The 24,270-nt window shown below is 35.8% G+C and carries 20 protein-coding genes and 1 pseudogene; 17 read left to right on the top strand and 4 right to left on the bottom strand.

Going from position 1 to position 24,270, the window contains the following annotated elements; all coding sequences use genetic code 11:
* Positions 1-338: 338 nt before the first annotated feature.
* Positions 339-1,406 carry a translation elongation factor Ts gene (gene tsf, locus HCW_RS00560; protein WP_014660285.1) on the bottom strand — a complete coding sequence of 356 codons (1,068 nt, stop codon included), beginning with the start codon at positions 1,404-1,406 and terminating at the stop codon, positions 339-341.
* Positions 1,406-2,206 (bottom strand): 30S ribosomal protein S2, encoded by an 801-nt coding sequence (gene rpsB, locus HCW_RS00555; RefSeq protein WP_014660284.1) that lies wholly within the window; start codon positions 2,204-2,206, stop codon positions 1,406-1,408. Before rpsB ends, tsf begins: the two co-directional genes overlap by 1 nt.
* A 281-nt stretch (positions 2,207-2,487) precedes the next feature.
* On the opposite strand from rpsB, the gene HCW_RS00550 reads away from it, so the two are divergent.
* The 17 genes from HCW_RS00550 to HCW_RS00470 all read left to right on the top strand — a co-directional run bounded on the left by HCW_RS00550 (position 2,488) and on the right by HCW_RS00470 (position 23,097).
* Complete coding sequence (locus HCW_RS00550; protein ID WP_014660283.1) at positions 2,488-5,298, top strand: RecB-like helicase; 2,811 nt, start codon at positions 2,488-2,490, stop codon at positions 5,296-5,298.
* Positions 5,299-5,319: 21 nt separating this feature from the next.
* Positions 5,320-6,654 (top strand): sodium/proton antiporter NhaA, encoded by a 1,335-nt coding sequence (gene nhaA, locus HCW_RS00545; RefSeq protein WP_014660282.1) that lies wholly within the window; start codon positions 5,320-5,322, stop codon positions 6,652-6,654.
* Positions 6,655-6,785: 131 nt separating this feature from the next.
* A complete protein-coding gene (yajC, locus tag HCW_RS00540; protein WP_014660281.1) occupies positions 6,786-7,076 on the top strand; it encodes a preprotein translocase subunit YajC in 291 nt (96 codons plus the stop codon).
* Positions 7,076-8,659 (top strand): protein translocase subunit SecD, encoded by a 1,584-nt coding sequence (gene secD / locus HCW_RS00535; RefSeq protein WP_014660280.1) that lies wholly within the window; start codon positions 7,076-7,078, stop codon positions 8,657-8,659. Before yajC ends, secD begins: the two co-directional genes overlap by 1 nt.
* 10 nt (positions 8,660-8,669) lie before the next feature.
* Positions 8,670-9,641 (top strand): protein translocase subunit SecF, encoded by a 972-nt coding sequence (secF, locus tag HCW_RS00530; RefSeq protein WP_014660279.1) that lies wholly within the window; start codon positions 8,670-8,672, stop codon positions 9,639-9,641.
* Between the two features lie 9 nt (positions 9,642-9,650).
* Complete coding sequence (locus HCW_RS00525; RefSeq protein WP_014660278.1) at positions 9,651-9,989, top strand: DUF6394 family protein; 339 nt, start codon at positions 9,651-9,653, stop codon at positions 9,987-9,989.
* Positions 9,990-9,997: 8 nt separating this feature from the next.
* Positions 9,998-12,418, top strand: coding sequence for a leucine--tRNA ligase (gene leuS, locus HCW_RS00520; RefSeq protein WP_014660277.1), 2,421 nt, complete (start codon positions 9,998-10,000; stop codon positions 12,416-12,418).
* Complete coding sequence (gene lptE, locus HCW_RS00515) at positions 12,415-12,933, top strand: LPS assembly lipoprotein LptE (protein ID WP_014660276.1); 519 nt, start codon at positions 12,415-12,417, stop codon at positions 12,931-12,933. Before leuS ends, lptE begins: the two co-directional genes overlap by 4 nt.
* Positions 12,923-14,119 carry a Mur ligase family protein gene (locus HCW_RS00510; RefSeq protein WP_014660275.1) on the top strand — a complete coding sequence of 399 codons (1,197 nt, stop codon included), beginning with the start codon at positions 12,923-12,925 and terminating at the stop codon, positions 14,117-14,119. The genes lptE and HCW_RS00510 overlap by 11 nt, the downstream gene beginning before the upstream one ends.
* Positions 14,101-15,030, top strand: coding sequence for a M23 family metallopeptidase (locus HCW_RS00505; RefSeq protein ID WP_014660274.1), 930 nt, complete (start codon positions 14,101-14,103; stop codon positions 15,028-15,030). Before HCW_RS00510 ends, HCW_RS00505 begins: the two co-directional genes overlap by 19 nt.
* Positions 15,031-15,048: 18 nt before the next feature.
* Positions 15,049-15,984 carry a M23 family metallopeptidase gene (locus HCW_RS00500; RefSeq protein ID WP_014660273.1) on the top strand — a complete coding sequence of 312 codons (936 nt, stop codon included), beginning with the start codon at positions 15,049-15,051 and terminating at the stop codon, positions 15,982-15,984.
* Positions 15,903-16,313, top strand: coding sequence for a bactofilin family protein (locus HCW_RS00495; RefSeq protein WP_014660272.1), 411 nt, complete (start codon positions 15,903-15,905; stop codon positions 16,311-16,313). The genes HCW_RS00500 and HCW_RS00495 overlap by 82 nt, the downstream gene beginning before the upstream one ends.
* 3 nt (positions 16,314-16,316) lie before the next feature.
* Positions 16,317-19,322 (top strand): transcription-repair coupling factor, encoded by a 3,006-nt coding sequence (mfd, locus tag HCW_RS00490; RefSeq protein WP_014660271.1) that lies wholly within the window; start codon positions 16,317-16,319, stop codon positions 19,320-19,322.
* A gap of 131 nt (positions 19,323-19,453) precedes the next feature.
* On the top strand, positions 19,454-19,957 hold the full coding sequence (gene petA, locus HCW_RS00485; protein WP_014660270.1) for a ubiquinol-cytochrome c reductase iron-sulfur subunit: 504 nt from the start codon (positions 19,454-19,456) through the stop codon (positions 19,955-19,957).
* A 10-nt stretch (positions 19,958-19,967) separates the two neighbouring features.
* Positions 19,968-21,206, top strand: coding sequence for a cytochrome b (locus tag HCW_RS00480; RefSeq protein WP_014660269.1), 1,239 nt, complete (start codon positions 19,968-19,970; stop codon positions 21,204-21,206).
* On the top strand, positions 21,203-22,051 hold the full coding sequence (locus HCW_RS00475; protein ID WP_014660268.1) for a c-type cytochrome: 849 nt from the start codon (positions 21,203-21,205) through the stop codon (positions 22,049-22,051). The genes HCW_RS00480 and HCW_RS00475 overlap by 4 nt, the downstream gene beginning before the upstream one ends.
* 131 nt (positions 22,052-22,182) lie before the next feature.
* Positions 22,183-23,097: an alpha/beta fold hydrolase gene (locus tag HCW_RS00470; RefSeq protein ID WP_014660267.1), complete on the top strand. Its 915-nt coding sequence runs from the start codon at positions 22,183-22,185 to the stop codon at positions 23,095-23,097.
* A 104-nt stretch (positions 23,098-23,201) separates the two neighbouring features.
* On the opposite strand, the pseudogene HCW_RS00465 reads toward HCW_RS00470, so the two are convergent.
* Both HCW_RS00465 and HCW_RS00460 read right to left on the bottom strand, forming a co-directional pair.
* Positions 23,202-23,975, bottom strand: a pseudogene (locus HCW_RS00465) (DUF535 family protein); the annotation flags it as partial.
* 43 nt (positions 23,976-24,018) lie between these two features.
* Positions 24,019-24,249: a hypothetical protein gene (locus tag HCW_RS00460; protein WP_014660265.1), complete on the bottom strand. Its 231-nt coding sequence runs from the start codon at positions 24,247-24,249 to the stop codon at positions 24,019-24,021.
* Between the last annotated feature and the right edge of the window lie 21 nt (positions 24,250-24,270).

The following is a 24,270-nucleotide window of genomic DNA, read 5'->3' as shown; positions in this document are numbered from 1 at the left end:
TCATTATCAAATTTTTACAAACACTTTTAATTTTAAGTTTTCTTTAAAATCTTTTGATTATAGTAGACTTAGACTTAGCTTAAAGAGTGCCTAAATTTTGGGGGTTCAAGGGTTGGTTGAATAGCTAAAAAATAATGGCAAACATAAAAATTTCTTTAAATCTAGGGGTGTAAAATCGCTTGATAGAACAGCATTGATTATAGTTTAAAAGTAGGCTTTCTTAAAAAAATAAGGAATAATAAAAGAGTTAAAAAAATGAGATTAAATAGGGTAGGTTAAAAAAGTAGAGAGAAAATAACCTTTTAAGGTTATTTTCTAAAAAAACTATTTCATCAAACTTATTTCATTTGTAAGGCAACTTCTTCAGCGAAATTTTCTACTTTTTTCTCAATGCCTTCGCCTAGCTCAAAACGCACATATTCAGTGATTTCTAAAGAATCGTTTAATTCTTTTGAATAGTCAGCGACCACCTGAGCGATAGTCTTTTTATCATCCATAACATAGAATTGTCCTAAAAGGGTTAGGCGTTGGTCAATGAGTGTGTTATCAGCGATAAATCTTTCCATTTTCCCTGGAACGATTTTATCCCAGATTTGCTCAGGCTTGCCTTGCTCTTTTAATTCGTTTTCAAAGGCTTTCTTTTGATTAGCTAGAACTTCATCGCTTAATTCAATGCTACTGCCAAAAGTAGGAATGTTTTTTAAAGGTTTGCCTAAGCGTTTAGCTTCTTCATTGTCTTTTTCAATTTCAGCAATCAAAGCTAGAGTTTCTTTTTTGACAAAGTCAAGGCTAAAGTCTTTGCAATCTAATACTTGGGGTTTCATCGCTGCTGCATGCATAGCGATATTTCTTGCTAGTTCAGCAACTTTTTTAGCGTTTTTCTCATCATTGTATTTCATGGTGATTAACACGCCCACTCTAGCGTTAGAATGCGCATAACCATTGATGATATGAGAGCTAGGGGCTTTAAAATTAGCGATTTTTCTCACTAAGATGTTTTCGCCAATAACTGCGATTTGAGAATGCAAATACTCCTCAAAAGGCTTGTTGTCTAACGAGCTTTTTAGTAGCTCTTCTGTGGTGTGGGTGTTATGGGTTTTGATAGTTTCTAAAGTCTTTTTAACTAATTCTTTAAAGCCCTCATTTTTAGCTACAAAATCTGTTTCACTATTGATTTCTACCATAACCGCACTTTTAAAATCGCTCGCCACTTCTAAAGCAACCACGCCCTCAGCAGCGACTCTATCAGCTTTTTTAGCGGCTTTGCTTAAGCCTTTTTCACGCAAGAAATCAATCGCTTTTTGTAGGTCTCCACCTACTTCTACAAGGGCTTTCTTACAATCCATCATGCCCGCATCAGTTAAATCTCTTAGTTGCTTGACTAATTGTGCGCTAATTTCTGCCATTATTCACTCTCCTTAATTTGAGCAAGCTCTTCTTTGATTTCTGCAATCACTTCTTCTTTTTCTTCGTTACTTACAAACTCTACTTCTTGATTGTTTTCATCAGAATGAGCGATTTCTTCTTGCATAAGCTCTCTTCCCTCTAAAATTGCCTCACTCATTTCTTTGCAGAATAATCTAATAGAGCGAATCGCATCATCATTTCCCGGAATTGGGTAATCTACTAAATCAGGGTCGCAGTTAGTATCTAATGGCGCAACAATAGGGATATGAAGTTTTCTAGCCTCTGCTACAGCAATTTTTTCTTTAGCCACATCAATGATGAAAATCATATCAGGGATTTTTTTCATATGGCGCACACCACCAAGATATTTGTCTAATTTTTCTTTTTTTCTTAGAATCATTAGCTTTTCTTTTTTGGTCAATAAGTCAATTTGACCGCTATTTTCCATTTCTTCAATGATTTCTAATTTTCTTACGGATTTTCTAATGGTGCTGAAGTTTGTGAGCATTCCACCAAGCCAGCGATAGTTTACATAAGGAACTTGAATGCTTTCAGCAAATTCTTTTAAAGTCTCATTCGCTTGTTTTTTTGTTCCTACAAACATAATACTCTTACCTTGTGCAGTAGCATCACGCACGATGTTATAAGTGTATCTAAAGTAGCGCAAAGTTTTTTGCAAATCAATAATATGGATATTCTTTCTAACACCAAAAATAAATTTTTTAGTCTTAGGATTCCAACGCCTTGTTTGGTGTCCAAAATGCACACCGCATTCTAATAAATCTTTCATGGTTACCATGAATATGCTCCTTAAAGTTGTTTTTGGTTCTCTTCCTCCATGCTCATTTAATTCTTAAAAGTCTTTAAGAACACCTAAAATAAGGATTAGCATGTGTGAATTTGACGCTGTTTTTGTCCTTTTTGTAAAAAAGCGACAAAACCCCATGATTGTAGCAAAATTATCCTTATTTTATAGTTATTTTATAGGGGCGAGTGAGAGATTTTTCAAGTACTAGGTGCTTTTAGATATAATGACAACAAAATACCTTTATTTAAAAGGGCGAGATTAGGGCTATTTCAATGGATACAAACAGACAATGCATGGCTTTAAAGGCCTCAGCAGGAAGTGGAAAAACTTTTGCTTTAAGCGTGCGGTTTTTGGCGTTACTTTTTAAAGGGGCTAATCCTAGTGAGATTTTAGCGCTTACTTTCACTAAGAAAGCAGCTGCTGAGATGAAAAATCGTGTGTTAAACGCCCTAAAAGATTTGCAAAATTACAACAAAGAAGACAAGACTACAACAGCGATTTTAGAGACCTTGCAGTCTCATTATGCCCTAGAGCCTACTTTTGTCTTAGAGCGTGCCAAGAATATATATCAGCTGTTTTTGAATGCAGATATTAAGGTTAGCACCATTGATGCGTTTTTCCAAAGCATTTTAAGAAAGTTTTGCTGGTATGCTAATTTGAGCGCTAATTTTGATGTGAATGAAAACGCTAAAGCATATCAAGCATTATTAGATGAGCGGTTTTTAGGGGCTTTAAATGAAGTGCAATTCAAAGAACTTGGTGCTTTTGTGGGGCGTTGTTTAAGCCATGAGAGTTATCAAAGCCAACAGATTTTAGAGCTTATTCGTTCTTTGGAAAATAGAGCGCATTTATTTGAATCTTTTTCTCAAGCTAAACCTAGCTTTGATGAAAAGAGCTTGCTTAATAAATTAAGAAATCTAAAAGATAAAATTCTAGCTATAGAGGAGGCCTCAGATAGCGCTAAAAAGGCTATTAAATGCGAGAGTTTGCAAGAATTTTTAAACAGCACCTTAACTTGGCTACAACAAAAGGGTGAATATAGGTTTTTTAAAAAATTTAGGGATAAAGTTCCTACTTTAGATACAGAATGTGAGGCTATTGAAGAGGAGTTAAGGCATTATTATGAAGTGAGAGAGCGGGAGTTTTTTGAAATTTTCCCAAAGGTTATTAAGTGGTATAAACAAGCTTTAAGGGGGTTTCAAGAGCTAGACTTTTTGGCAATTAAGCAAAAGGTGCATGCACTATTGAGCTTAAAAGATGAAAATACTTTAAGCATGCCAGCAGAGTTCTTTTATTTTAGATTAGATAGTAAAATTTCTCATATATTAATTGATGAATTTCAAGATACAAGTTTGAGTGATTATGAGATTTTATCTCCCTTTATTGAAGAGATTAAATCCGGATTAGGGCAGTCCAAATGGCAAAGAAGTGTGTTTTTTGTAGGCGATGTAAAGCAAAGTATTTATGGTTTTAGGGGGAGCTTTAGTTCGCTATTTGAAGAAGTTTCTAAAGATTTTTATCAAGATAATTTAGAGTTTAATTATCGTAGCTCACCCCTAGTTATCGCCTATGTGAATCAAATCTTTGAAAAAGCCTATAAAAAGTTTTCTACTACTTATATTCCACAAAAATGTCCCAAAGAGACAACAGAACCCAAAGGTTATGTGAAAGTGTCTTTAGTGGCTGATGAAAAAGAAATGCTTTTAGAGCAAGTTTTATGCGAGGCAAAAAACCTTTTGGAGCATAATATCGCCCCTAAAGACATTACGATTTTATGCGCCACAAATGACAATGCTTTAGAGATTAAACAATATTTACAAGAGCATTTAAGCGAAATCCACCCAAGCACCGAATCTAGTGCAAGCTTGTCTCAATTTGTAGAATCTAAGATTATTAAGAATGCTTTAGAATATGCACTAGCCAAAGAGCCTTATAAGCCTTTCTATAAACATAGTGTTTTAAAGCTTGCCGGATACTTGCATAATGATGTGATAGCTTTGCCTAGCTTTGAGCCAAAAAAAGAGAGCGTAGCAAGCTTTGTGTGGCGTGTGATGAATCAATTTGAGCTTTATGAAGAGCCGGCACAGAGTTGTTTAGAGCTTGCCATTACTTGTCAAGATGCTGATGAATTTTTAGAAAAACTAGAGGCTAAAGAGATTGCCTCATTGAAAGCGCAAGGCGCACAGATTATGACCATTCATAAGTCTAAGGGCATGGAATTTCCTTATGTGATTTTATGCGAGCGTTTGGGTAGGGCTACATCACATCAAGATAAATTGCTTGAAGAATATGATAGAACAGAGCTTAAGCGCCTTTATTATAGAATGAAAAATCGTGAAATAGTTGATGAGGCATATCAAAAGGCTATAGAGGCAGAGAAATTTCGCAAGAGTTGTGAAGAAATGAATGTTTATTATGTGGCATTCACTAGAGCAAGGCTTGGGCTTATTGTTGTAGCTAAAAATGAAAAAGACATGTGTAAAAAGCTAGGGCTTGTGTCTTTAGAGGAGGGTAAGATTGAATTGGTGGATTCTTCTGAAATAGTGCCTCAAAAAGAAAGCGCATTTATTAATCTTCATGCTTATGGCAAACAAGTTCAAGAGATAGAAGAAGAACAAGATGAGAACTATGAAAAGAACGATAATCAAGAGGCGATTAATTTTGGAATTGCCTTGCATAAGGGCTTGGAACATCAGTATGCGTATAATATCCCTCAAACAAGTGTGCTAGAATATTTGAATTATCATTATGGTTTTTATGCTTTAGATATGAATTTGCTAAAAAATCGTTTGAATCTTTTTGAAAATAATTTGGAGTTTCAAAAGATTCTTAAAGATTGCAAGCTTAGAGGGGAAGTGGTTTTTCTAAATAATGGGGTTATTCAAAGAATTGATGCCTTATTATGGGATAAAAAACAAGATTTTTTTGTATTAGATTATAAAAGCTCTAAGAATCATCAGCAAGGTCATATCCAACAAGTGCATGGCTATGCTAAATTTATCCAATCTCAAATTCCAATTTGTAGTGTGAAAGCTGGTATTGTCTATGCCAATAAGGAATTGCTTGAGATATTATGGGTTTAGTTATTAAATAGAGGATAGTTAATGAATAAAAATAAACCAGAAAACAGATTAAGCGGTATTTTAAAAAACTTCATTAAAAGCGAGTCGTTTGGAGGGGTTTTTCTCTTTTTAAACGCTGTAATGGCTATGATAGTAGCTAATTCATTTTTGAAAGAATATTATTTTGCTTTATGGCATACGCCTTTTGGATTTCAAGTGGGCGATTTTTTTATTGGTTTTAGCTTGCATCATTGGATTGATGATGTGCTTATGGCACTCTTTTTTTTAATGATTGGTTTAGAAATCAAACGAGAGCTTTTATTTGGGGAGTTATCAGATTTTAAAAAGGCCTCTTTTCCTGTCATTGCAGCTATTGGTGGCATGGTAGTTCCGGGATTAATTTATTTTTCCCTTAATGCTAATACGCCCTCTCATCATGGCTTTGGAATCCCTATGGCAACAGATATTGCGTTTGCTTTAGGAGTGATTATGCTCTTAGGCAAGAGAGTGCCAGTGGCTTTAAAGGTTTTCTTAATTACTTTAGCCGTAGCTGATGACTTAGGGGCGATTGTAGTGATTGCGGTATTTTATACAACCAATTTAAAACTTGCATGGCTTTTTGGGGCCTTAGGGGTTATTCTAGCCTTAATGCTACTAAATCGCTTGAATGTGCGTGCTCTTACGCCTTACTTGCTTTTAGGGGTTTTATTGTGGTTTTTTGTGCATTCAAGCGGAATCCATGCTACGATTGCAGCTGTTATTTTAGCTTTCATGATTCCTGTAAAAAACCCCAACAAATCTATAGAGCAAAAGCATAGTGTTGAAGAGCTTTCATTGGCAATTGGCAATTTTGAGAAATTACATCAAGACAAGCACACTAACCCTCTTTTGGATAAGGAGCAAATGGATTTATTGCATATTCTTAAGGAAAAAGCCTCAAAATTGCAAAGCCCATTAGAGAGATTGGAGCATTTTTTAAGCCCTTTGAGTGGTTATTTTATTATGCCTTTATTTGCGTTTGCTAATGCTGGGGTAAGCATTAGTTCTGATACAAATTTAGGAGTGGATAAAGTTTTTTTAGGTGTGGTTTTAGGACTTTGTTTGGGTAAGCCTTTAGGAATTTTTCTTATCACTTTTATAGGCGAAAAACTAAAAATTACTGCACGCCCTAAAGGCATAAGTTGGTGGCATATTTTAGGAGCGGGGCTTTTAGCTGGAATTGGCTTTACAATGTCTATGTTTATCTCTAATTTGGCTTTTACAAGTGAGCATAAAGACGCTATGGAAGTGGCAAAAATTGCCATTTTATTTGGCTCGTTGATTTCAGGGGCTTTAGGAGCGTTATATTTATCTATTTTGGGTAGGAAACAAGCATAGGCTTGCATTTTATTGAGGGTATATCCTCTCAAAAGCTTTAGAAAAATAGTAGGGGGAGTGTCTCTAAAGATTAAAAAAAGATAAAAATGTTATAATGTAAAGTTAATTCTCATCTTTTTAAAAGGAAATTTATGGGACAAGCCAAAGAAATTTTGACTTCTATTTTGCCATTGGTGGCACTATTTTTTATCTTTTATTTTTTGATTATTCGCCCCCAACGCCAACAACAAAAAAAACATAAAGAAATGGTTGAGGGCTTAAGTAAGGGAGATAAGATTGTCTCTCAAGGCGGATTAATTTGTGAGGTAGTCAAGGCTGAGGCAAACTTTTTTAGCGTGAAGTTAAACGATGAAACGATTGTTAAACTTTCTAAGCATCATGTGGCATATAAATTAGACGAAGAGTCCGCTAATAACAACTAATGAAAGCACTTTCTAATGCCCGTTTATGGGTTTTTTTCTTAGCGTTTGTGGTTGGGGTAGGGTTTTCCTTGCCCTCTTTGTTGCATATCAAAGGGCCTCAAATCACTCTAGGTTTGGATTTAAGAGGGGGTTTGAACTTGCTTTTAGGGGTGCAAACTGATGAGGCCTTAAAAAACAAGTATTTAAGTCTAGCGTCCGCCTTAGAATATAATGCTAAAAAACAAAATATTTTACTCAAAAGTGTGCAATCTAGTTTGGAGGGTATTACTTTTGAGCTTTTAGATGAAGATGATGCTACCAAGTTAGACAAGCTTTTATTAGAGTTGCAAGGCAATAGCAAGTTTGAGATTAAGAAAGAGGCAGAGTTTTATAGCGTGAAACTCACTCTTATAGAGCAAGAAGAATTGCGTAAAAGCACTATCTTGCAAGTAATTGGAACCATTCGTAATCGTTTAGACCAATTTGGTTTAGCAGAGCCTACGGTAATTCAGCAAGGCAAAGAAGAAATCTCAGTGCAATTACCCGGTATTAAAACTTTAGAAGAAGAACAGCGTGCTAGAGAGTTGGTCTCTAAATCAGCGCATTTACAAATGATGGCAGTAGATGAAGAGCATAATGAAAATGCCATGCACATGACAGATTTGGAGGCTCAAAAATTAGGCGATGTGCTTTTGCCTTATGTAGAAATGGGGGGTAAAATTTTATTGAAAGCCATTCCTATTTTAGATGGCGAAATGCTTACTGATGCTAAAGTAGTTTATGACCAAAATCATCAGCCGGTAGTAAGCTTTACTTTAGATGCACAAGGGGCTAAGATTTTTGGAGATTTCTCTGGGGCTAATATCAATAAGCGTATGGCAATTGTCTTGGATAATAAAGTTTATTCAGCTCCAGTGATTAGAGAGCGCATTGGTGGGGGGAGCGGACAAATTAGTGGGAGCTTTAGTGTGGCTCAAGCAAGCGATTTGGCAATTGCGTTAAGAAGTGGGGCTATGAGTGCGCCGATTCAAGTTTTAGAAAAAAGAATTGTAGGTCCAAGCTTAGGAAAAGATAGTATAAAAACTTCTATTATCGCTCTAATTGGGGGCTTTATTTTAGTTATGGGCTTTATGGTGTTATATTATTCAATGGCAGGCGTGATTGCGTGTTTAGCACTTGTTGTGAATCTATTCTTAATTATCGCTGTTATGGCTATTTTTGGAGCAACCTTGACCTTACCCGGAATGGCAGGAATTGTTTTGACCGTAGGAATTGCTGTAGATGCGAATATCATTATTAATGAGCGTATTAGGGAGGTTTTAAGAGAGGGTGAGAGTGTTGCTAAGGCTATTCACTTAGGATACATTAATGCTAGTAGGGCAATTTTTGATTCTAATATCACTTCTTTAATTGCCTCAGTATTATTATATGCCTATGGCACAGGGGCGATTAAAGGCTTTGCCCTTACAACAGGAATTGGAATTTTAGCCTCTATTATCACTGCTATTGTAGGTACACAAGGGATTTATCAAGCCCTTTTACCCAAACTTTCTCAAACCAAGAGCCTTTATTTTTGGTTTGGCATAAAAAATAAGAGAGCTTAGGAGATTTTGAATGGAAATTTTTAAGCAGACTAAAATTCTCAATTTTATGCGTTATTCTAATTATGGGATTGTAATTTCAGCAATTCTAGTTGTTATGGCATTAGGGCTTTTATTCTTTAAGGGGTTTTCTTTAGGGATTGATTTTGCTGGGGGGAGCGTGGTGCAAGTGCGTTATGCTCAAAATGCTCCTATTAAAGAAGTGCGTGAACTATTTGAGAAAGAGGCTCGTTTTAAAGGTGTGCAAGTAAGTGAATTTGGTTCTAAAGAAGAGATTTTAATTAAATTTCCTTTCATAGAAACAGCTCAAAACGAAGATTTAAATACCATAGTAGCTAACATTCTAAAACCTAGTGGTGATTTTGAAATCCGTAAATTTGACACCGTAGGTCCTAGAGTAGGAAGTGAGCTAAAAGAAAAGGGAATCTTGTCGCTGATTTTAGCTTTAATAGCGATTATGATTTATGTGAGTTTTCGCTATGAATGGCGTTTTGCGCTTGCTAGTGTTGTAGCCTTAGTGCATGATGTTATTATTGTAGCCACTTCGGTGATTGTTTTTAAAATTGATATGAATTTAGAGGTGATTGCCGCACTTCTTACTTTGATTGGGTATTCTATCAACGATACGATTATTATTTTTGATAGGATTAGAGAGGAAATGTTAGCTAAGAGGTCTAGCAATGTTGCTTGTGCGATTAATGAGGCCATTTCTAATACCTTAAGTCGCACACTTCTAACTTCTTTAACCGTGTTTTTTGTAGTGTTGATTTTGTGTCTATTTGGGAGCAAAATTATCATTGGTTTTTCATTACCGATGCTAGTAGGCACGATTGTAGGGACTTATAGCTCTATGTTTATTGCCCCTAAAGTGGCGGTGCTATTGGGCTTTGATATGGAAAAATATTATGAAAATGAGGCTAAAAAGCTTAAGAAAGCTCAAGAAAAGGAAAAAATGCGCCGTTTGTATGAGGGCGGTCAAGTTTAAGGAGTTTCTATGGATTGGGGTCGGGTTATTCATGTATTCTTTAGTCTTGTAAGTTTGACGACCATTGCAGGGTTTTTATATGAGCCAAATATTGTGGTGCTTTTTAGCGCATTGGCATTGAATTTGATTTCTACTACGCTTAAGATTGGGGTATGCAAGCGTTTTGCCTCTGAATTATTAGCTAGTTCTTTAGCCGCCATTATGCATATTGTGCCAGCATTTATTTTTATGCAGATTTTAAATAACCTCGCATTAACTTATGTGTTGATGATAGGCGCTTTGATTAGCAACGCATTTTGTTTGATATTTTTGATTGTAGAAAGCATTGTAACAAGCGATACGGATTAGGAGATTGAATGGATTTTGTAAGTATAGAAAAGAAATGGCAAGAATTTTGGCAACAAAATGAGAGCTTTGAACCTAAGGACAATTTTAATCTTCCCAAAAAATACATTTTAAGCATGTTGCCTTACCCTAGTGGAGAAATCCATATGGGGCATGTGCGTAATTACACCATTGGTGATGCTCTAGCACGATATTATCGTTTGCATCATTACAATGTGTTACACCCTATGGGGTTTGATTCTTTTGGAATGCCTGCTGAAAATGCCGCCATTAAGCATGGTATTCATCCTAAAACTTGGACTTATCAAAATATTGAGAACATGCAAAAAGAGTTTGAAGCTCTAGGCTTTTCTTTTGCTAAAAGTAGGGAGTTGGCTACTTCAGATTCTGACTACACCAAATTTGAGCAACAATTTTTCATTGATTTATGGGAAAAAGGACTCATTTACCGCAAGAAAGCCATGCTCAATTGGTGTCCTAACGATAAAACCGTTTTAGCCAACGAGCAAGTTGTAGATGGGAAATGCTGGCGTTGTGATAGCGAAGTTATTCAAAAAGAACTCAATCAATATTATTTGAAAATCACGCATTATGCAGATGAATTGTTAAAAGATTTAGAGAGTTTAGAAAATCATTGGCCTTCTCAAGTCTTGCTTATGCAAAAAAATTGGATAGGAAAATCTAGCGGATTACAATTTAGCTTTAAAATCGCTGATGAGTGTTTGAAGGCTTGTAATAAAATTAAAGAAATTGAAGTCTTTACCACAAGAGCAGACACTATTTATGGAGTTACTTATATAGCTATAGCTCCAGAACACCCCTTAGTAGAGCATGCCATTAAACAAATTGATGAAGAGACTTTAAAGACCATAAAAGCGATTTTAAATACGAGTCAAAGAGAAAGAGCTTTAGAGAAAAAAGGGGCGTTTTTAGGCATTTATACAATCCATCCTTTAACAAAAGAGAAAATTCCTGTTTGGGTGGCTAATTTTGCCCTAGCCAATTATGGCTCTGGAGCGTTAATGGGCGTGCCAGCATGCGATGAAAGAGATTTTGAGTTTGCTAATCTCTATAACATTCCTATTAAAGTCATTACTCAAAACTCTCAAAATTTACCTCGCACTGAAGAAGAAATTTTAAAAGATAGTGGGAAATGGAGTAATCTTTCTAGTTCGGTGGCTAGAGAAGAAATTATGGCTTATTTTGAAAAAGAAAATCTAGGCAAAAGAGTTACAAGCTACCGCTTACAAGATTGGGGAGTGAGCCGTCAAAGGTATTGGGGAGCACCCATTCCTATGATTCATTGCAAGAGTTGTGGGATTGTGCCTGAAACTCGTTTGCCTGTAACTTTACCTGAAGATATTGTTATTGATGGCGAAGGTAATCCTTTAGAAAAACATGCTACTTGGAAATTTGTTCAATGCCCTAAGTGTCAAAAAGACGCTCTAAGAGAAACAGATACTATGGATACTTTCATTCAATCTAGCTGGTATTTTTTACGCTATACAACCCCAAAAGATAAGCGTGAAAATCAAGCGTTTGATAAAGACTATTTGAAGTATTTTATGCAAGTAGATACTTATATCGGTGGCATTGAACATGCGATTTTACACTTGCTATACGCTCGCTTTTTTACTAAGGCTTTAAGAGATTTAGGTTATGTAGATTTTAATGAGCCGTTTAAACAGCTTGTTACGCAAGGTATGGTGTTAAAAGATGGGGCTAAGATGAGTAAGTCTAAGGGTAATGTAGTTAGCCCTAAAGAAATCCTTAAAAAATATGGTGCCGATGCGGCTAGACTTTTTATTCTTTTTGCTGCCCCACCGGCTAAAGAGTTAGAATGGAATGATAACGCACTAGAAGGGTCATACCGCTTTATCAAGCGTTTGTTTGATAAAGCAAGCACTATTAAGCCTACAACTTCTAAGCCTGAGTTTAAAGAAATTAGCTTGAATGAGAATGAAAAACTAGCTCGTAAAAAGGTCTATGAAGCCTTGAAAAAATCGCTTGAATTGTTTAATAAAGAAGAAAGCACTTATGCGTTCAATACTTTGATTGCAAGTTGTATGGAGGCTTTAAATGCCCTAAATGCACAAACTAATGAGCAAGTTTTAAGTGAAGGGTATTTTGTATTATTGCAAGTTTTAGAACCTATGATTCCGCATGTGGCTTGGGAATTAAGCGAGCAACTTTTCAAGCGAGAGAATTTTAAGCCCATTGAGATAGATGAGAGTGCCTTAATAGAAGATACGATAACTTTAGCATTAACTATCAATGGCAAAAGGCGTGCAGAATTGAAAGTAAATATTAATGCTAGTAAAGAAGAAATAATTGATTTAGCCAAAAAAGAATTAGAGAAGTATTTAGAGGGGGCTAGTATTAAAAAAGAAATTTATGTGCCTAATAAATTAGTTAATTTTGTCATCGCATGATTTTTAGAGCTTTAGCGCTTTTTATTCTGTTGTTACTTTTGAAGGGTTGTGGGTATAAGCCTATTGCAACTTACGCTCAAAATGCTTTGGGCGATAGCGTGTATGTGAAACTCATTGTCAATTTGCCTAACCCCGAAAACTCTGTAGAGTTTAAAGATTTAACCAATCGCTTAATCATACAACGCTTTCAAAACCGCCTAGCAAGTGAAAAAGATGCAGATTCTATTATTACGATAGAAATTACTAGAGTGATTGATACAAGTATCGCGCAAAATAAAGAGGGATTTACAACTTTCTATCGTGCTACTGTAGATGTAAATTACACTTATGATAATAAAAGAGGGGTAGTAAAGACCTTTCAAGATAGTGGGTATTATAATTATGCGGTGAATTTGCAAGACCCCCTAGCCACTTATAATAACCGCTATTATGCTATCAATCAAGCAGTGGAGCAGACTTTAACCAAATTTGTAGCCCAAATTGCTTATGAGGGGAAGTTTAATCATGAAAAATAAGCGTTTGGAGGATTTTTTAAGGCTAAAGGGTAAAGAATATCAAGAGTTTAACCCCAATCGTTTCATTCAAATTTACAAAGCATTTAAAAGTGCTTTTTTTGAGACTAAAGCGAAAGTAGTTCATATTGTAGGCACTAATGGTAAGGGTAGCACAGGGAGATTTCTCACTCTTTTATTATTGCAACAACATTTTAGGGTGTTGCATTTCACATCGCCCCATATTTTTGAATTTAGAGAACGCTTTTATTTGAATGGCTCTATTATTGATAAAAAGACCTTAGAAAACGCCCATCAAAAATTACAAGAACACGCTTTTAGTAACGCTTGCTCGTATTTTGAATACGCTACCTTGCTCGCCATAATGTTAGCCAAAGATTGTGATTGTTTGATTTTAGAAGCAGGACTTGGGGGGGAATTTGATAGCACGAACGCTCTAAAAAAAACTCTGAGTATTTTTACACCTATTGATTATGACCATAAGGAATTTTTAGGGGATAGTTTAGAGAGTATTGCAAAGACTAAGCTAAATGCTATGAGTAGCCTTAATGTTATGGCTCCACAACTTAAGCTTGTTTTAAATGTGGCTCAAAAGATAGCTAAAGATAAGCAAGCACAATTGATTTTTATTAAAAATGAAATTTCAAAAGAAGTAAAATCCTATGTTGAACGCTATCATTTAGCCAATTTTTTAGCTATTAATTTAGAAGTGGCTTTGAAAGCGTTTGAAATTTTAATGCAGCATAACTTAGACAAGCAAGACATTTTGCAACATTTAAAGCCCTTAGATTTAAGGGGGCGCTCAGAGCTTCTAAGACCTAATATTTTAATTGATGTGGGGCATAACCCCCATAGTGCGAAAGCCTTAAAAGAAGAAATCAAGCGTGTTTTTAAGTCAAAAATCACTTTGATTTATAATTGCTACAAGGATAAAGACGCCTTTAAGGTGTTAGAGATTTTAAAGCCCTTCATTAAAAAGGTTTTAATTTTGGAGTTATTTGAAGAAAGGGTCATAGAATTAGAAAAACTCAAAGAAATTTTAAAAAGCCTTGAGTTAGAATATGATTTGTATGAGTCAAGCCATTTAGAGACAAGCCAAAATTACTTAGTTTATGGCTCATTTGCTGTAGTGCGTGGTTTTTGTGAAAGCTTGAATGCGAAAGGAAAAGCATGTTACAAGATAAGCTAATGATTACTATCATTGATGAGCAAGGCTCAAAGCAACTTAATTTTTCTAAGAACTTAAAGCGCAATGTGGTGCTATTGATTCTTGTTGTTTTGTTATTGCTAGGGCTTGGCATTGTTGTGTTGCGGTTTTTAATCCATAAAATGGATAAATTGACTATAGAGCGTAATGCAGTTTTGTCAGACTATAGCAAGCTTTATCAAAAAAACCATGCCTTAAAAACAGAGATTAAAAATAAACGAGAAGAAATTTTTATTGTAGGGCAAAAAATTCGTGGCTTAGAATCCTTGATTGAGGTCAAAAAGGGCGCTGGCGGTGGCAATCATCTCTATGATAAGGTGGATTTAGAAAATCTCAGTCTAGCGCAAAAAAATTTAGCTCTTATGCTTATTCCTAATGGCGCTCCCCTTACAACTTATAGTGCTAAAGTCCCTACAAAAGAGCGCTTACACCCCATAAAACGCATAAAGGGTATTGAATCAGGAATTGATTTTATTGTGCCAATTAATACGCCTGTTTATGCGAGTGCTGATGGCATTGTAGATTTTGTCAAAACCAATTCTTCTGTAGGTTATGGGAATGTGGTGCGCATTGACCATGCTTTTGGTTTTAGCTCGGTATATGCGCATTTAGACCATATTGTAGTGCGCTATAGGGCGTTTGTGCATAAGGGGCAACTCATTGGCTATAGTGGGAAGAGTGGGAATAGCGATGGTGAAAAATTGCATTATGAAGTGCGATTTTTGGGTAAAATTCTAAATAGTGATGCTTTCTTGGAATGGAATTTTGAAAATTTTCAAAGCGTATTTTTAGAAAGTCAATTTATAGAGTGGAAAAATCTCTTTTGGGTGTTAGAAGATATTGCCCAACTTCAAGAGCATGTCGGTAAAGATGCTCTTTTTTTGGAGAGATAAGGTAAAGGAAATTCTTTCATGTTTTTAGACAGACGCTTGATTGTAATGATTACGGATTCTAAAGGGAGTCGTTATATCAATGTGCATATGGTATTTCGCCAAGTCTGTTTGTATGTGCTTTTAAGCATTGTGGGTTCTTTGCTCTTTTTGGGGACTTCATTGTGGGTGTTTGACAAAGAGATTGAAAATATTGGCAAACAGCATGCCTTAATCACGGAAGAATTTGAGAAAAAAAAGCAAACTAACGAAAAACTTTCTTTAAAAATGGACGAATTTTTAGAAGATTTGCAACTTTCAGGTGAACGCATTAATGATTTAGAAGATGTGGTGGGGGTAAGTAAGCCTGAAGAGCAAGAAGAGAGTGATTTTTCTAGTCGCTTGGATTTAGCAGGTATTACAGGATTACAAAAAGGTTTTATCATGCGCCTTATTCCTAATGATTATCCTTTGGAATCTTATCGGCGTGTTTCAGCAGCCTTTAGCAAGCGCATTCATCCCATTTTGCATGTATTGCATAATCATACAGGTTTAGATTTAAGCACAGCTATAAACACTCCTGTATATGCGAGTGCGAGTGGAGTGGCAGGACTAGCTAGTATGGGGTGGAATGGGGGTTATGGGAATTTAATTAAGATATTCCACCCCTTTGGCTTTAAGACTTATTATGCGCATTTGAATAAAATTGTGGTAAAAACGGGTGAATTTGTTAAAAAAGGACAAATTGTAGGCTATAGTGGTAGCACAGGAATGAGCACAGGACCGCATTTGCACTATGAGGTGCGTTTCTTAAACCAGCCTATCAATCCTATGAATTTTACCAAGTGGAACATGAAAGACTTTGAAGATATTTTTACTAAAGAAAGGAGTATTGCATGGCAATCTTTGATAACAATAATAAACCAGTTAATACAAAAGCAGGACCAGCGACCATTATCGCTCAAGGCACCAAAATAAAGGGTGAGTTGCACTTAAATTGCCATTTACATGTAGATGGTGAATTAGAGGGTAAGGTAGAATCTTCTAGCACGGTAGTTATTGGACAAACCGGTGTAATAGTGGGTGAAATTTATGCCAATAAATTAGTGGTTAGTGGAAAATTTAATGGTGTAATAGAGGCTGAAATTGTAGAGATTATGCCTTTAGGACATATTGATGGTAAAGTTTCTAGCCAAGAGTTAGTGATTGAGAGAAAAGGTATCTTGGTAGGAGAGAGTCGCCCAAAAGGCATAAATGGGGGCAAAATGCTTATTAGCGATAAGAAAGAGAAAGATAGCTCTAATTAAGGAATGATTCAATCTAGTCTTTATTATGCCTTAAACAAAGGCTTTGAAGAGAGTATTGTTGCTTGCAAGGACTTTAAAGAGGCCGAGCTTGCTAGAGAGGTTTTTTCCTATTTTAGACCTAATGCTAAAGTTATTTTTTTCCCTGAATTTAGGGCTAAAAAAGGCGATGACCTACGTTCGTTTTATGAAGAGTTTATGGGGCTTTTAAGTGCCTTAAGAGAGTTCTATCAAGCCTTAGAAAACAATCAAGAAGCCATAATTATTGCCCCTATTTCTGCGTTATTACACCCTTTGCCCAAAAAAGAGCTTTTAGAAAGTTTTAAAATCACTCTTACAGAAAATTATGATTTAAAAGATTTAAAAGACAAGCTTTTTTACTACGGCTATGAAATTTTAGACTTGGTAGAAGTAGAAGGGGAGGCAAGCTTTAGGGGAGATATTGTAGATATTTATATTCCGGGTTCTAAGGCGTATCGCTTAAGCTTTTTTGATACTCTTTGTGAGAGCATTAAGGAATTTGACCCTATAACGCAAATGAGTGTGGGCGAAGAATTGCTAGAGCTAGAAATTGCTCCAGCACTTTTTAGTTTAACAAGCGATTTATATGAGAATCTAAAAGAAAAAATAGAAGAGAGTGATTTTAATAGTTTTTCTAAGGATTTAACTTCTTTGGGGTTGTGGTTTTTAGAAGATTATGCGCAAGATTTATTAAGTGTCTATAAGACTATTTTAAGCAATGGGGCTTTAGAGGAGCTTAAAGAATTAGCAAGTTTTGAAGAATTAGATTTAAAGCGTTTTAAAAATTTAAAGGTTTTAGAAACTAAGCAGGGCTATGAAGATTTAGAAGTGCATGTAAATGCTACAGAAAATTTTATTGCTTTAAATTCACACAAGCAAATCACGCTTTTAGCCCCTAGCAAAACGATTTTAGATAACGCACTCCCCACAATAGATAAAAGCGTTATTAAATGTGAGATTGCACCTTTTGTATTGCGTTTTAGCACACCTAAAGAAATCTTTATTTCACTTAACTCTTTTGCAAGAAAAAAGGCACGCAAAAAGTCCAAACTCGCCTTAAATGAACTAAGTGTGGGTGAATGGGTAGTGCATGAGGATTATGGGGTTGGGATATTTACTAAATTAGTGCAACACAGCATTTTAGGAAGCACAAGAGATTTTTTAGAAATCGCTTATTTAGGCGAAGACAAACTGCTATTACCGGTTGAAAACTTGCATTTAATCGCTCGCTATGTCGCACAAAGCGATAGTGTGCCTGTTATGGATAGACTAGGCAAAGGGAGCTTTGCTAAGTTAAAATCTAAGGTGCGCCAAAAGCTCCTAGAAATTGCAGATAAGATTATAGAATTAGCTGCAGAGCGTAATTTAGTGCGAGGGAAAGTTATGGATACAAACCTAGCAGAACTCAGCTTATTTAAGACAACTTCTGGTTTTGAATACACAAGCGATCAAGAAAAAGCCATTACTGAAATCTCAAACGATTTGAATAATGGGCGTGTTATGGATAGATTATTAAGTGGTGATGTAGGGTTTGGAAAAACTGAAGTGAGTATGCATGCGATTTTTACAGCCTTTTTAAATGGTTATCAAAGCGCATTGGTAGTGCCTACTACATTGCTCTCACACCAGCATTTTGAAACCTTAAAAGAGCGTTTGTTATCTTTTGGGGTTAAGATAGCAAGGCTAGATAGGTATGTTAAAGCGAGCGAAAAAAATAGACTTCTCAAACAACTTGAAGATGGTAAAATTGATGTAGTAGTTGGCACACATGCTATTTTAAGTGCGAAGTTTAAAAACTTAGGCTTAATGGTGGTAGATGAAGAGCATAAATTTGGGGTCAAACAAAAAGAGGCTTTAAAAGAGATGAGTAAAGATGTGCATTTTTTAAGCATGTCAGCAACTCCTATTCCACGCACGCTTAATATGGCACTCTCTCAAATTAAGGGGATTAGTTCTTTAAAAACCCCACCTTTAGAGCGTCAAGCTAATCGCACTTTCTTAAAAGAAAAGAGCAATGAATTATTAAAAGAGATTATTCATAGGGAATTACGCCGTAACGGACAAGTATTTTATATCCATAATCATATTGCAAGTATTCCAAAAGTAAAGACTGAATTAGAAAATCTCTTTCCTAAGCTTAACATTGCCATTTTGCATTCACAAATTAGTGCTAATGAAAGTGAAGAAATTATGCTGAAATTTTCTCAAGGGGTTTATCAGCTTTTATTATGCACTTCTATTGTGGAATCAGGCATTCATTTGCCTAATGCTAACACGATTATTATTGATAGGGCTGATTGTTTTGGATTAGCAGATTTGCACCAATTAAGAGGACGAGTAGGTAGGGGTAAAAAAGAGGGCTTTTGTTATTTTCTCATAGAGGATAAAAAAAGTTTAAACGAACAAGCCTTAAAACGCTTACTCGCTTTAGAAAAAAATTCGTATTTAGGCAGTGGGGAGAGTATCGCTTATCATGATTTAGAGATTAGAGGTGGTGGAAACTTGCTTGGGCAAGACCAAAGCGGGCATATTAAAAATATCGGTTACGCTCTTTATACTCGCATGCTTGAAGATGCGATTTATGAACTTAGTGGTGGGAAGAAAAGACTTGAAAAAAGCGTAGAAATTCAATTAAGTGTGAGTGGGTTTATTAACCCTGAGTTAGTGGCAAGTGATAGTTTGAGATTAGATTTATATCGGCGTTTGAGCTTGTGTGAAGAGCTTGATGAGGTAGGTGAAATTGAGCAAGAAATACAAGATAGATTTGGCAAATTAGATGCTCTAAGTTTGCAGTTTTTGCAAATTATTATGCTTAAAATTTTGGCTAATAAGCTTGGCATTATAAAGCTTTCTAATTTTAATCAAAACATTACCATTACTTATAATGATGAAAATAAAGAGAGTTTAAAAGCTCCTAGCAAAGATGATAACGATATTTTAGAGACACTTCTAAGTTATTTGCGCACTAAAAATGCTCTAAGTGTGGCTTAAGACTAGAAAAAGCGCTAAATTCTTGCTTATTTTTTCATTTTAAAAAGATTATTAAGAGAGTTTGTTGTAAAATATTTGTTTCTATGCTCTTAAATCATCATAGAGGAATTTTTAATTCAAGGAGTGTAATCATGGCGGATATTAAAAGGCGTGATTTTCTAGGAATGAGCCTAGCTGGTGCTACAGCTGTTGGAGCAGTGGCTAGTCTAGTAGCAATGAAAAAGACTTGGGACCCGCTTCCAAGCGTTGTGTCAGCAGGTTTTACGACCATAGATGTGGCTAATATGCAAGAGGGGCAATTCTCCACCGTAGAATGGCGTGGTAAGCCGGTTTATATCTTAAAGCGTTCTAAAAAAGAGAGCTTTAATGAAAAACGAGATTTTAAAATTGGCGATGGCGTTTTTACCACAGCGATTCAAATTTGCACGCATTTAGGTTGTATCCCTGCTTATGAGGGTGAGGATAAAGGGTTTTTGTGCCCATGCCATGGGGGGCGTTTCACTTCTAATGGCGTGAATATCGCTGGCACTCCCCCCCCACGACCTTTTGATATTCCGCCTTTTAAGATTGAGGGCACTAAAATCACTTTTGGTGAGGCAGGGGCTGAGTATAAGAAAATGATGGGCAAAGCATAAGGAGAGTCAAATGGCAGAGATTAGAAAAGCAGATGGCGTTATAGATTGGTTAGACCAGCGCTTAGGAGTAAAAAAGCTCGCTAAAGTGCTAATGACAGAATATTGGATTCCTAAGAATATCAATTTCTTATGGGCAATGGGGGTTATTTTGTTAACGCTCTTTGGAGTGCTTGTAGTTTCAGGGATTTTCTTGCTCATGTATTACAAGCCTGATGCGAAAATGGCGTTTGATAGCGTGAATTTCACTATCATGCAAGAAGTGGCTTATGGCTGGCTTTGGAGACACATGCATGCTACGGCAGCGAGCATGATTTTTGTTATCATTTATATCCATATGTTTGTAGCGATTTATTATGGCTCTTATAAAAAGGGTCGTGAGATGATTTGGATTAGCGGAATGATTTTGTTTGTGGTCTTTAGTGCGGAAGCCTTTAGTGGGTATATGTTACCTTGGGGGCAGATGAGCTATTGGGCAGCAACCGTTATCACAAATTTATTTGGGGGCATTCCTTTTATTGGGGCTGATGTGGTTGAGTGGATTAGGGGTAATTATGTTGTAGCTGATGCGACTCTAACACGCTTTTTTATGCTCCATGTATTCTTGCTACCTATTACAATCATTTTACTCATTGGGGTGCATTTTTACTCTTTACGCATTCCGCATGTCAATAATCAAGAGGGCGAAGAAATTGACTTTGAGCTAGAAGAGAAAAAATTTATTGAAGGCAAGAAAAAAGAATCTAAAGTCATTCCTTTTTGGCCGGTATTCTTGTCTAAGGATATTTTTGTGGTTTGTGCGTTCATGGTCTTTTTCTTTTATTTGGTGTGCTATCACTATGATTTTGCTATGGACCCTATCAACTTTGAAAGAGCTAATAGCCTTAAAACTCCGCATCATATTTACCCTGAGTGGTATTTCTTATGGAGCTATGAAGTCTTAAGAGGCTTTTTCTTTAATGCTGATTTAGGTTTGGCGGCTTTTGGTGTGGCACAAGTGATTTTCTTCTTACTCCCTTTCTTAGATAGAAGTCAAGTGGTTGCTCCTGCACATAAGCGTAAAGCCTTTATGGTATGGTTTTGGGTGTTAATTGTAGATATGATTGTATTGACTATCTATGGTAAATTGCCACCACTTGGTATGAGTAAGTATATTGGCTTGGTAGGCTCAGTAACTTTCCTAGCCCTTTTCTTTGTGGTGCTACCTATTATTACGATAGCTGAGAGAAAAAACCAAGGGGGTGTTAGATGAGAGAGTTTAAGATTTTAGTTTTACTCATTGTTGTTATTGGAGCGATTTATTATGGGGTTGAGCCTTATGCGCATTCTGTAATGCATCCTAAAGTCGCTCCGGCAGACTTTGCTTTCAAAGACTTAGAGCCTATGGATTTGAAAAATGGCGATGTTAATAAAGGTAAGCAACTTGTAGCAGAGAATTGCACCGCTTGCCATGGCATTAAATCTCAAAACATTCCAGCTCCTATTAGTGAGAGTAGCTCTTTTGGGGTGGTGCCACCAGATTTAAGCCATATTGCTGGGGTGCTAGATTTAAATTTCTTAGCCCACTTTATCAAAGACCCTGTAAAAACAGCAAAGTTGAGTCATAAATTCAATGATGAGAAACCTTATCCTATGCCGGCGTTTAGTCAGTTTAGCGATAAAGATTTAAGCGATATTGTGGCGTATCTCACTTCTATTTTGCCTGAAAAGTTGAGCGATAAGGAAGTGTTTGCTCAAAGCTGTCAAAGATGTCATAGCCTAGATTATGCTAAAGATAAAGCCTTTAGTAATACTAAAGATTTAGTGCACTATTTAGGCTCTGAAGTGCCTGATTTATCCATGATGATTAGAGCTAAGGGCGAGCATGGATTAAATGTCTTTATTAATGACCCTCAAAAGCTTTTGCAAGGCACAGCTATGCCTAGAGTGGGATTGAGTGAAAAAGCTCAAAAACAAGTTATCACTTATTTAGAAAAAGCGGGTGATAGAAAAAAAGATGAGAGAAACTCGTTGGGCATTAAGATTATGGCATTCTTTGCTATCTTGGCATTCTTAGCTTATGCTTGGAAAAAGAAAGTTTGGAGTGAAGTGCATTAGTTTGTTGGTAAGGAGGGGGGACTACTTCTAGGGGGGATTGTCTTATTTTTATTTAACTATTCTTATTTTTACACTACAATTAGACTTGTTTTATTAAAAACTCATTAAGAGTTTTTGCAAGGAATTAATTAATGCAGACTGACTTACGCTTTAAAAGCACCTCAAATCTAGAAATTCACTACCATCAATACACGCCTACAAATCCTATTGGTGTTGTCGTGCAAATTGCTCATGGCATGATAGAACATAAGGAGCGCTACGCATGGTTATGTGAAGAGTTGTGTGCTAGGGGCTATGATGTTTTTATCAATGACCATAGAGGGCATGGAAAGAGTGTTAATAAAAGCGATGTGTTTTTAGGCGAAATGGGAAAAAATGGTTTTGAAGAGGCAATAAGCGATTTGGAAAGATTGGGTTCTATTATTAAGGAGCAACTTCCTAACCACAAACATGTTTTACTAGGACATAGCATGGGCTCAATGCTTTCTAGGCGCTTGGTGCAAAGAGGCGCATTTAAACCTGATGCGCTAATTTTAATAGGCACACCCTCGCCTATTTTGATGATACCTATTGGGATTATGATAGTTGGTTTAGCAAAATTATTAAAGATTGATTATCCATGGGATATGGGAAAGATTTTTTCTAAAAATCTTAGAGTGAAACGCTTTGGCAAAGGCTTAAGGGGGAGTTGGCTTTGTAAAAATGAACATGTAATTAGAGAGTGTATTAATGACCCATTATGTCGGTTTTCTTTTACTACTAATAGCTTTTTTAATCTGTTAATAGGGTCATGGCAGTGTTTTTCTCGCTTTCAAAAAGTGCCTAAAGATTTGAAGGTTTTATTTATGAGTGGGAGCGATGATGTGGCGGGGGATTTTTCAAAAGGCGTGGTGCGTGCTATGGAATGTTTGCAAAGACAAGGCGCTTCTAATGTAATGATAAAACTTTTTGGTGGCTTAAGACATGAGATATTAAATGAACATAGTAAAGAAGAAGTGCTTACAGAAATGCTTGATTGGCTAGAAAGGGCATTAAAAGAGGGTTAATTTTTAAAACACTATGAGCATTAAGGGCATTTTCTCTGTGTATAGTAGATTTGGGCTTGATTTAAATAATCTCATAAAAAATCTATAAAAAATAGGCTTTTAATTCATCTAATTAAAAATTTTAAAATCAGTGAATCTTGTAAAAAGGCAGTCTCAAAGAATCTTTTAAGATGCCATAAAATGTTTATATAAGTTCTGTTTTTTTTGGGGGGGGGGTTGGTTGCTAAATTCTGTGGTTTTAAAACAATAATATCTTGCAAACTTTCCCTAAAAGTTTGCATAATTTTTCTTCTAGCTCGTTGCTTAGCACGGTGCTTTTGAGGGTATTCTTCAATAGCCTTTTCAATTTTTGGAATTTCCCAATAGGTAAAATTGTCTACTTCTACTAATTGTGCCTCACAGCTGGCAAAAAATTTATCATGGTCTTGGAAAACTTTTTGGTTGTTGCCATTGAGAGAAATTTGTCCGTTATTTGGGATACCAAGCACTTTAGAACATCCTAGAACCTCTCCTAATTCTTTAGCTAATTTGATTAAGAAAAAGTTTGGTCTAGTCTTGCAATATTTGGCAAAAAATTGATAATGCAATTCATTTAAATCTTTTACACCTTGAATAGCGCCAATAAGCAAGTGATTGTGATGAGTTTTACAAAAACTAATTCTATAAAGAAAGTGGTTACCTTTTTCGTTTATGTATTGAATGGTAATGCCCCATGAACCCTCAAAAATATAGGGTGTTTCTAAAAGTCCAAATTTAAATTCATATTTTCCATGTTCTGTTGTAGCGGTATGAAAAGTAGCTGTTTTAATTTCTAAGAAAGGGGCAATTTGATGTGTTTCTAAATTCTTTAAATATAAATCTTGCAAAAAACGCATATCTGTGGTTAAACAAGCTAAATTTTGTGAGTTATTAAAACGAAAATCACAAAAATGCTTTAAAGCAAGCTCTCATATTTACAATGCGGTCTTTTCTAGGCAACAAGCTTTCAATTGTCTTAACTTTGACTCCCATAAGAAGTTTTTCTGGCTCATAACTTCTATCAGCTATCATCTCAATAACACCCATCCAAAAAGCTTGGAAGTGATACTTTCTTAAAAGCTTTAACATAAACAATATAGCAATTTGAACACACTTTTGATAAGTAGCTAACATCAATTCCCTTTACAATAAAAT

This window comes from Helicobacter cetorum MIT 00-7128 (assembly GCF_000259255.1).
In the GTDB taxonomy this organism is placed as follows: Bacteria; Campylobacterota; Campylobacteria; order Campylobacterales; family Helicobacteraceae; genus Helicobacter; species Helicobacter cetorum_B.
Note: the sequence above shows the minus strand (reverse complement) of the source record. Positions and strands in the feature narration are given on the sequence as shown.

Bases quoted from the DNA above. Each gene is read 5' to 3' on its own strand.
- rpsB (WP_014660284.1), bottom strand. From the start codon at position 2,206: ATGGTAACCATGAAAGATTTATTAGAATGCGGTGTGCATTTTGGACAC.
- nhaA (WP_014660282.1), top strand. From the start codon at position 5,320: ATGAATAAAAATAAACCAGAAAACAGATTAAGCGGTATTTTAAAAAAC.
- secD (WP_014660280.1), top strand. From the start codon at position 7,076: ATGAAAGCACTTTCTAATGCCCGTTTATGGGTTTTTTTCTTAGCGTTT.
- HCW_RS00460 (WP_014660265.1), bottom strand. From the start codon at position 24,249: ATGTTAGCTACTTATCAAAAGTGTGTTCAAATTGCTATATTGTTTATG.
- HCW_RS00525 (WP_014660278.1), top strand. From the start codon at position 9,651: ATGGATTGGGGTCGGGTTATTCATGTATTCTTTAGTCTTGTAAGTTTG.
- yajC (WP_014660281.1), top strand. From the start codon at position 6,786: ATGGGACAAGCCAAAGAAATTTTGACTTCTATTTTGCCATTGGTGGCA.
- petA (WP_014660270.1), top strand. From the start codon at position 19,454: ATGGCGGATATTAAAAGGCGTGATTTTCTAGGAATGAGCCTAGCTGGT.
- leuS (WP_014660277.1), top strand. From the start codon at position 9,998: ATGGATTTTGTAAGTATAGAAAAGAAATGGCAAGAATTTTGGCAACAA.
- secF (WP_014660279.1), top strand. From the start codon at position 8,670: ATGGAAATTTTTAAGCAGACTAAAATTCTCAATTTTATGCGTTATTCT.
- HCW_RS00505 (WP_014660274.1), top strand. From the start codon at position 14,101: ATGTTACAAGATAAGCTAATGATTACTATCATTGATGAGCAAGGCTCA.
- HCW_RS00470 (WP_014660267.1), top strand. From the start codon at position 22,183: ATGCAGACTGACTTACGCTTTAAAAGCACCTCAAATCTAGAAATTCAC.
- tsf (WP_014660285.1), bottom strand. From the start codon at position 1,406: ATGGCAGAAATTAGCGCACAATTAGTCAAGCAACTAAGAGATTTAACT.
- HCW_RS00495 (WP_014660272.1), top strand. From the start codon at position 15,903: ATGGCAATCTTTGATAACAATAATAAACCAGTTAATACAAAAGCAGGA.
- mfd (WP_014660271.1), top strand. From the start codon at position 16,317: ATGATTCAATCTAGTCTTTATTATGCCTTAAACAAAGGCTTTGAAGAG.
- HCW_RS00480 (WP_014660269.1), top strand. From the start codon at position 19,968: ATGGCAGAGATTAGAAAAGCAGATGGCGTTATAGATTGGTTAGACCAG.
- HCW_RS00510 (WP_014660275.1), top strand. From the start codon at position 12,923: ATGAAAAATAAGCGTTTGGAGGATTTTTTAAGGCTAAAGGGTAAAGAA.
- lptE (WP_014660276.1), top strand. From the start codon at position 12,415: ATGATTTTTAGAGCTTTAGCGCTTTTTATTCTGTTGTTACTTTTGAAG.
- HCW_RS00475 (WP_014660268.1), top strand. From the start codon at position 21,203: ATGAGAGAGTTTAAGATTTTAGTTTTACTCATTGTTGTTATTGGAGCG.
- HCW_RS00500 (WP_014660273.1), top strand. From the start codon at position 15,049: ATGTTTTTAGACAGACGCTTGATTGTAATGATTACGGATTCTAAAGGG.
- HCW_RS00550 (WP_014660283.1), top strand. From the start codon at position 2,488: ATGGATACAAACAGACAATGCATGGCTTTAAAGGCCTCAGCAGGAAGT.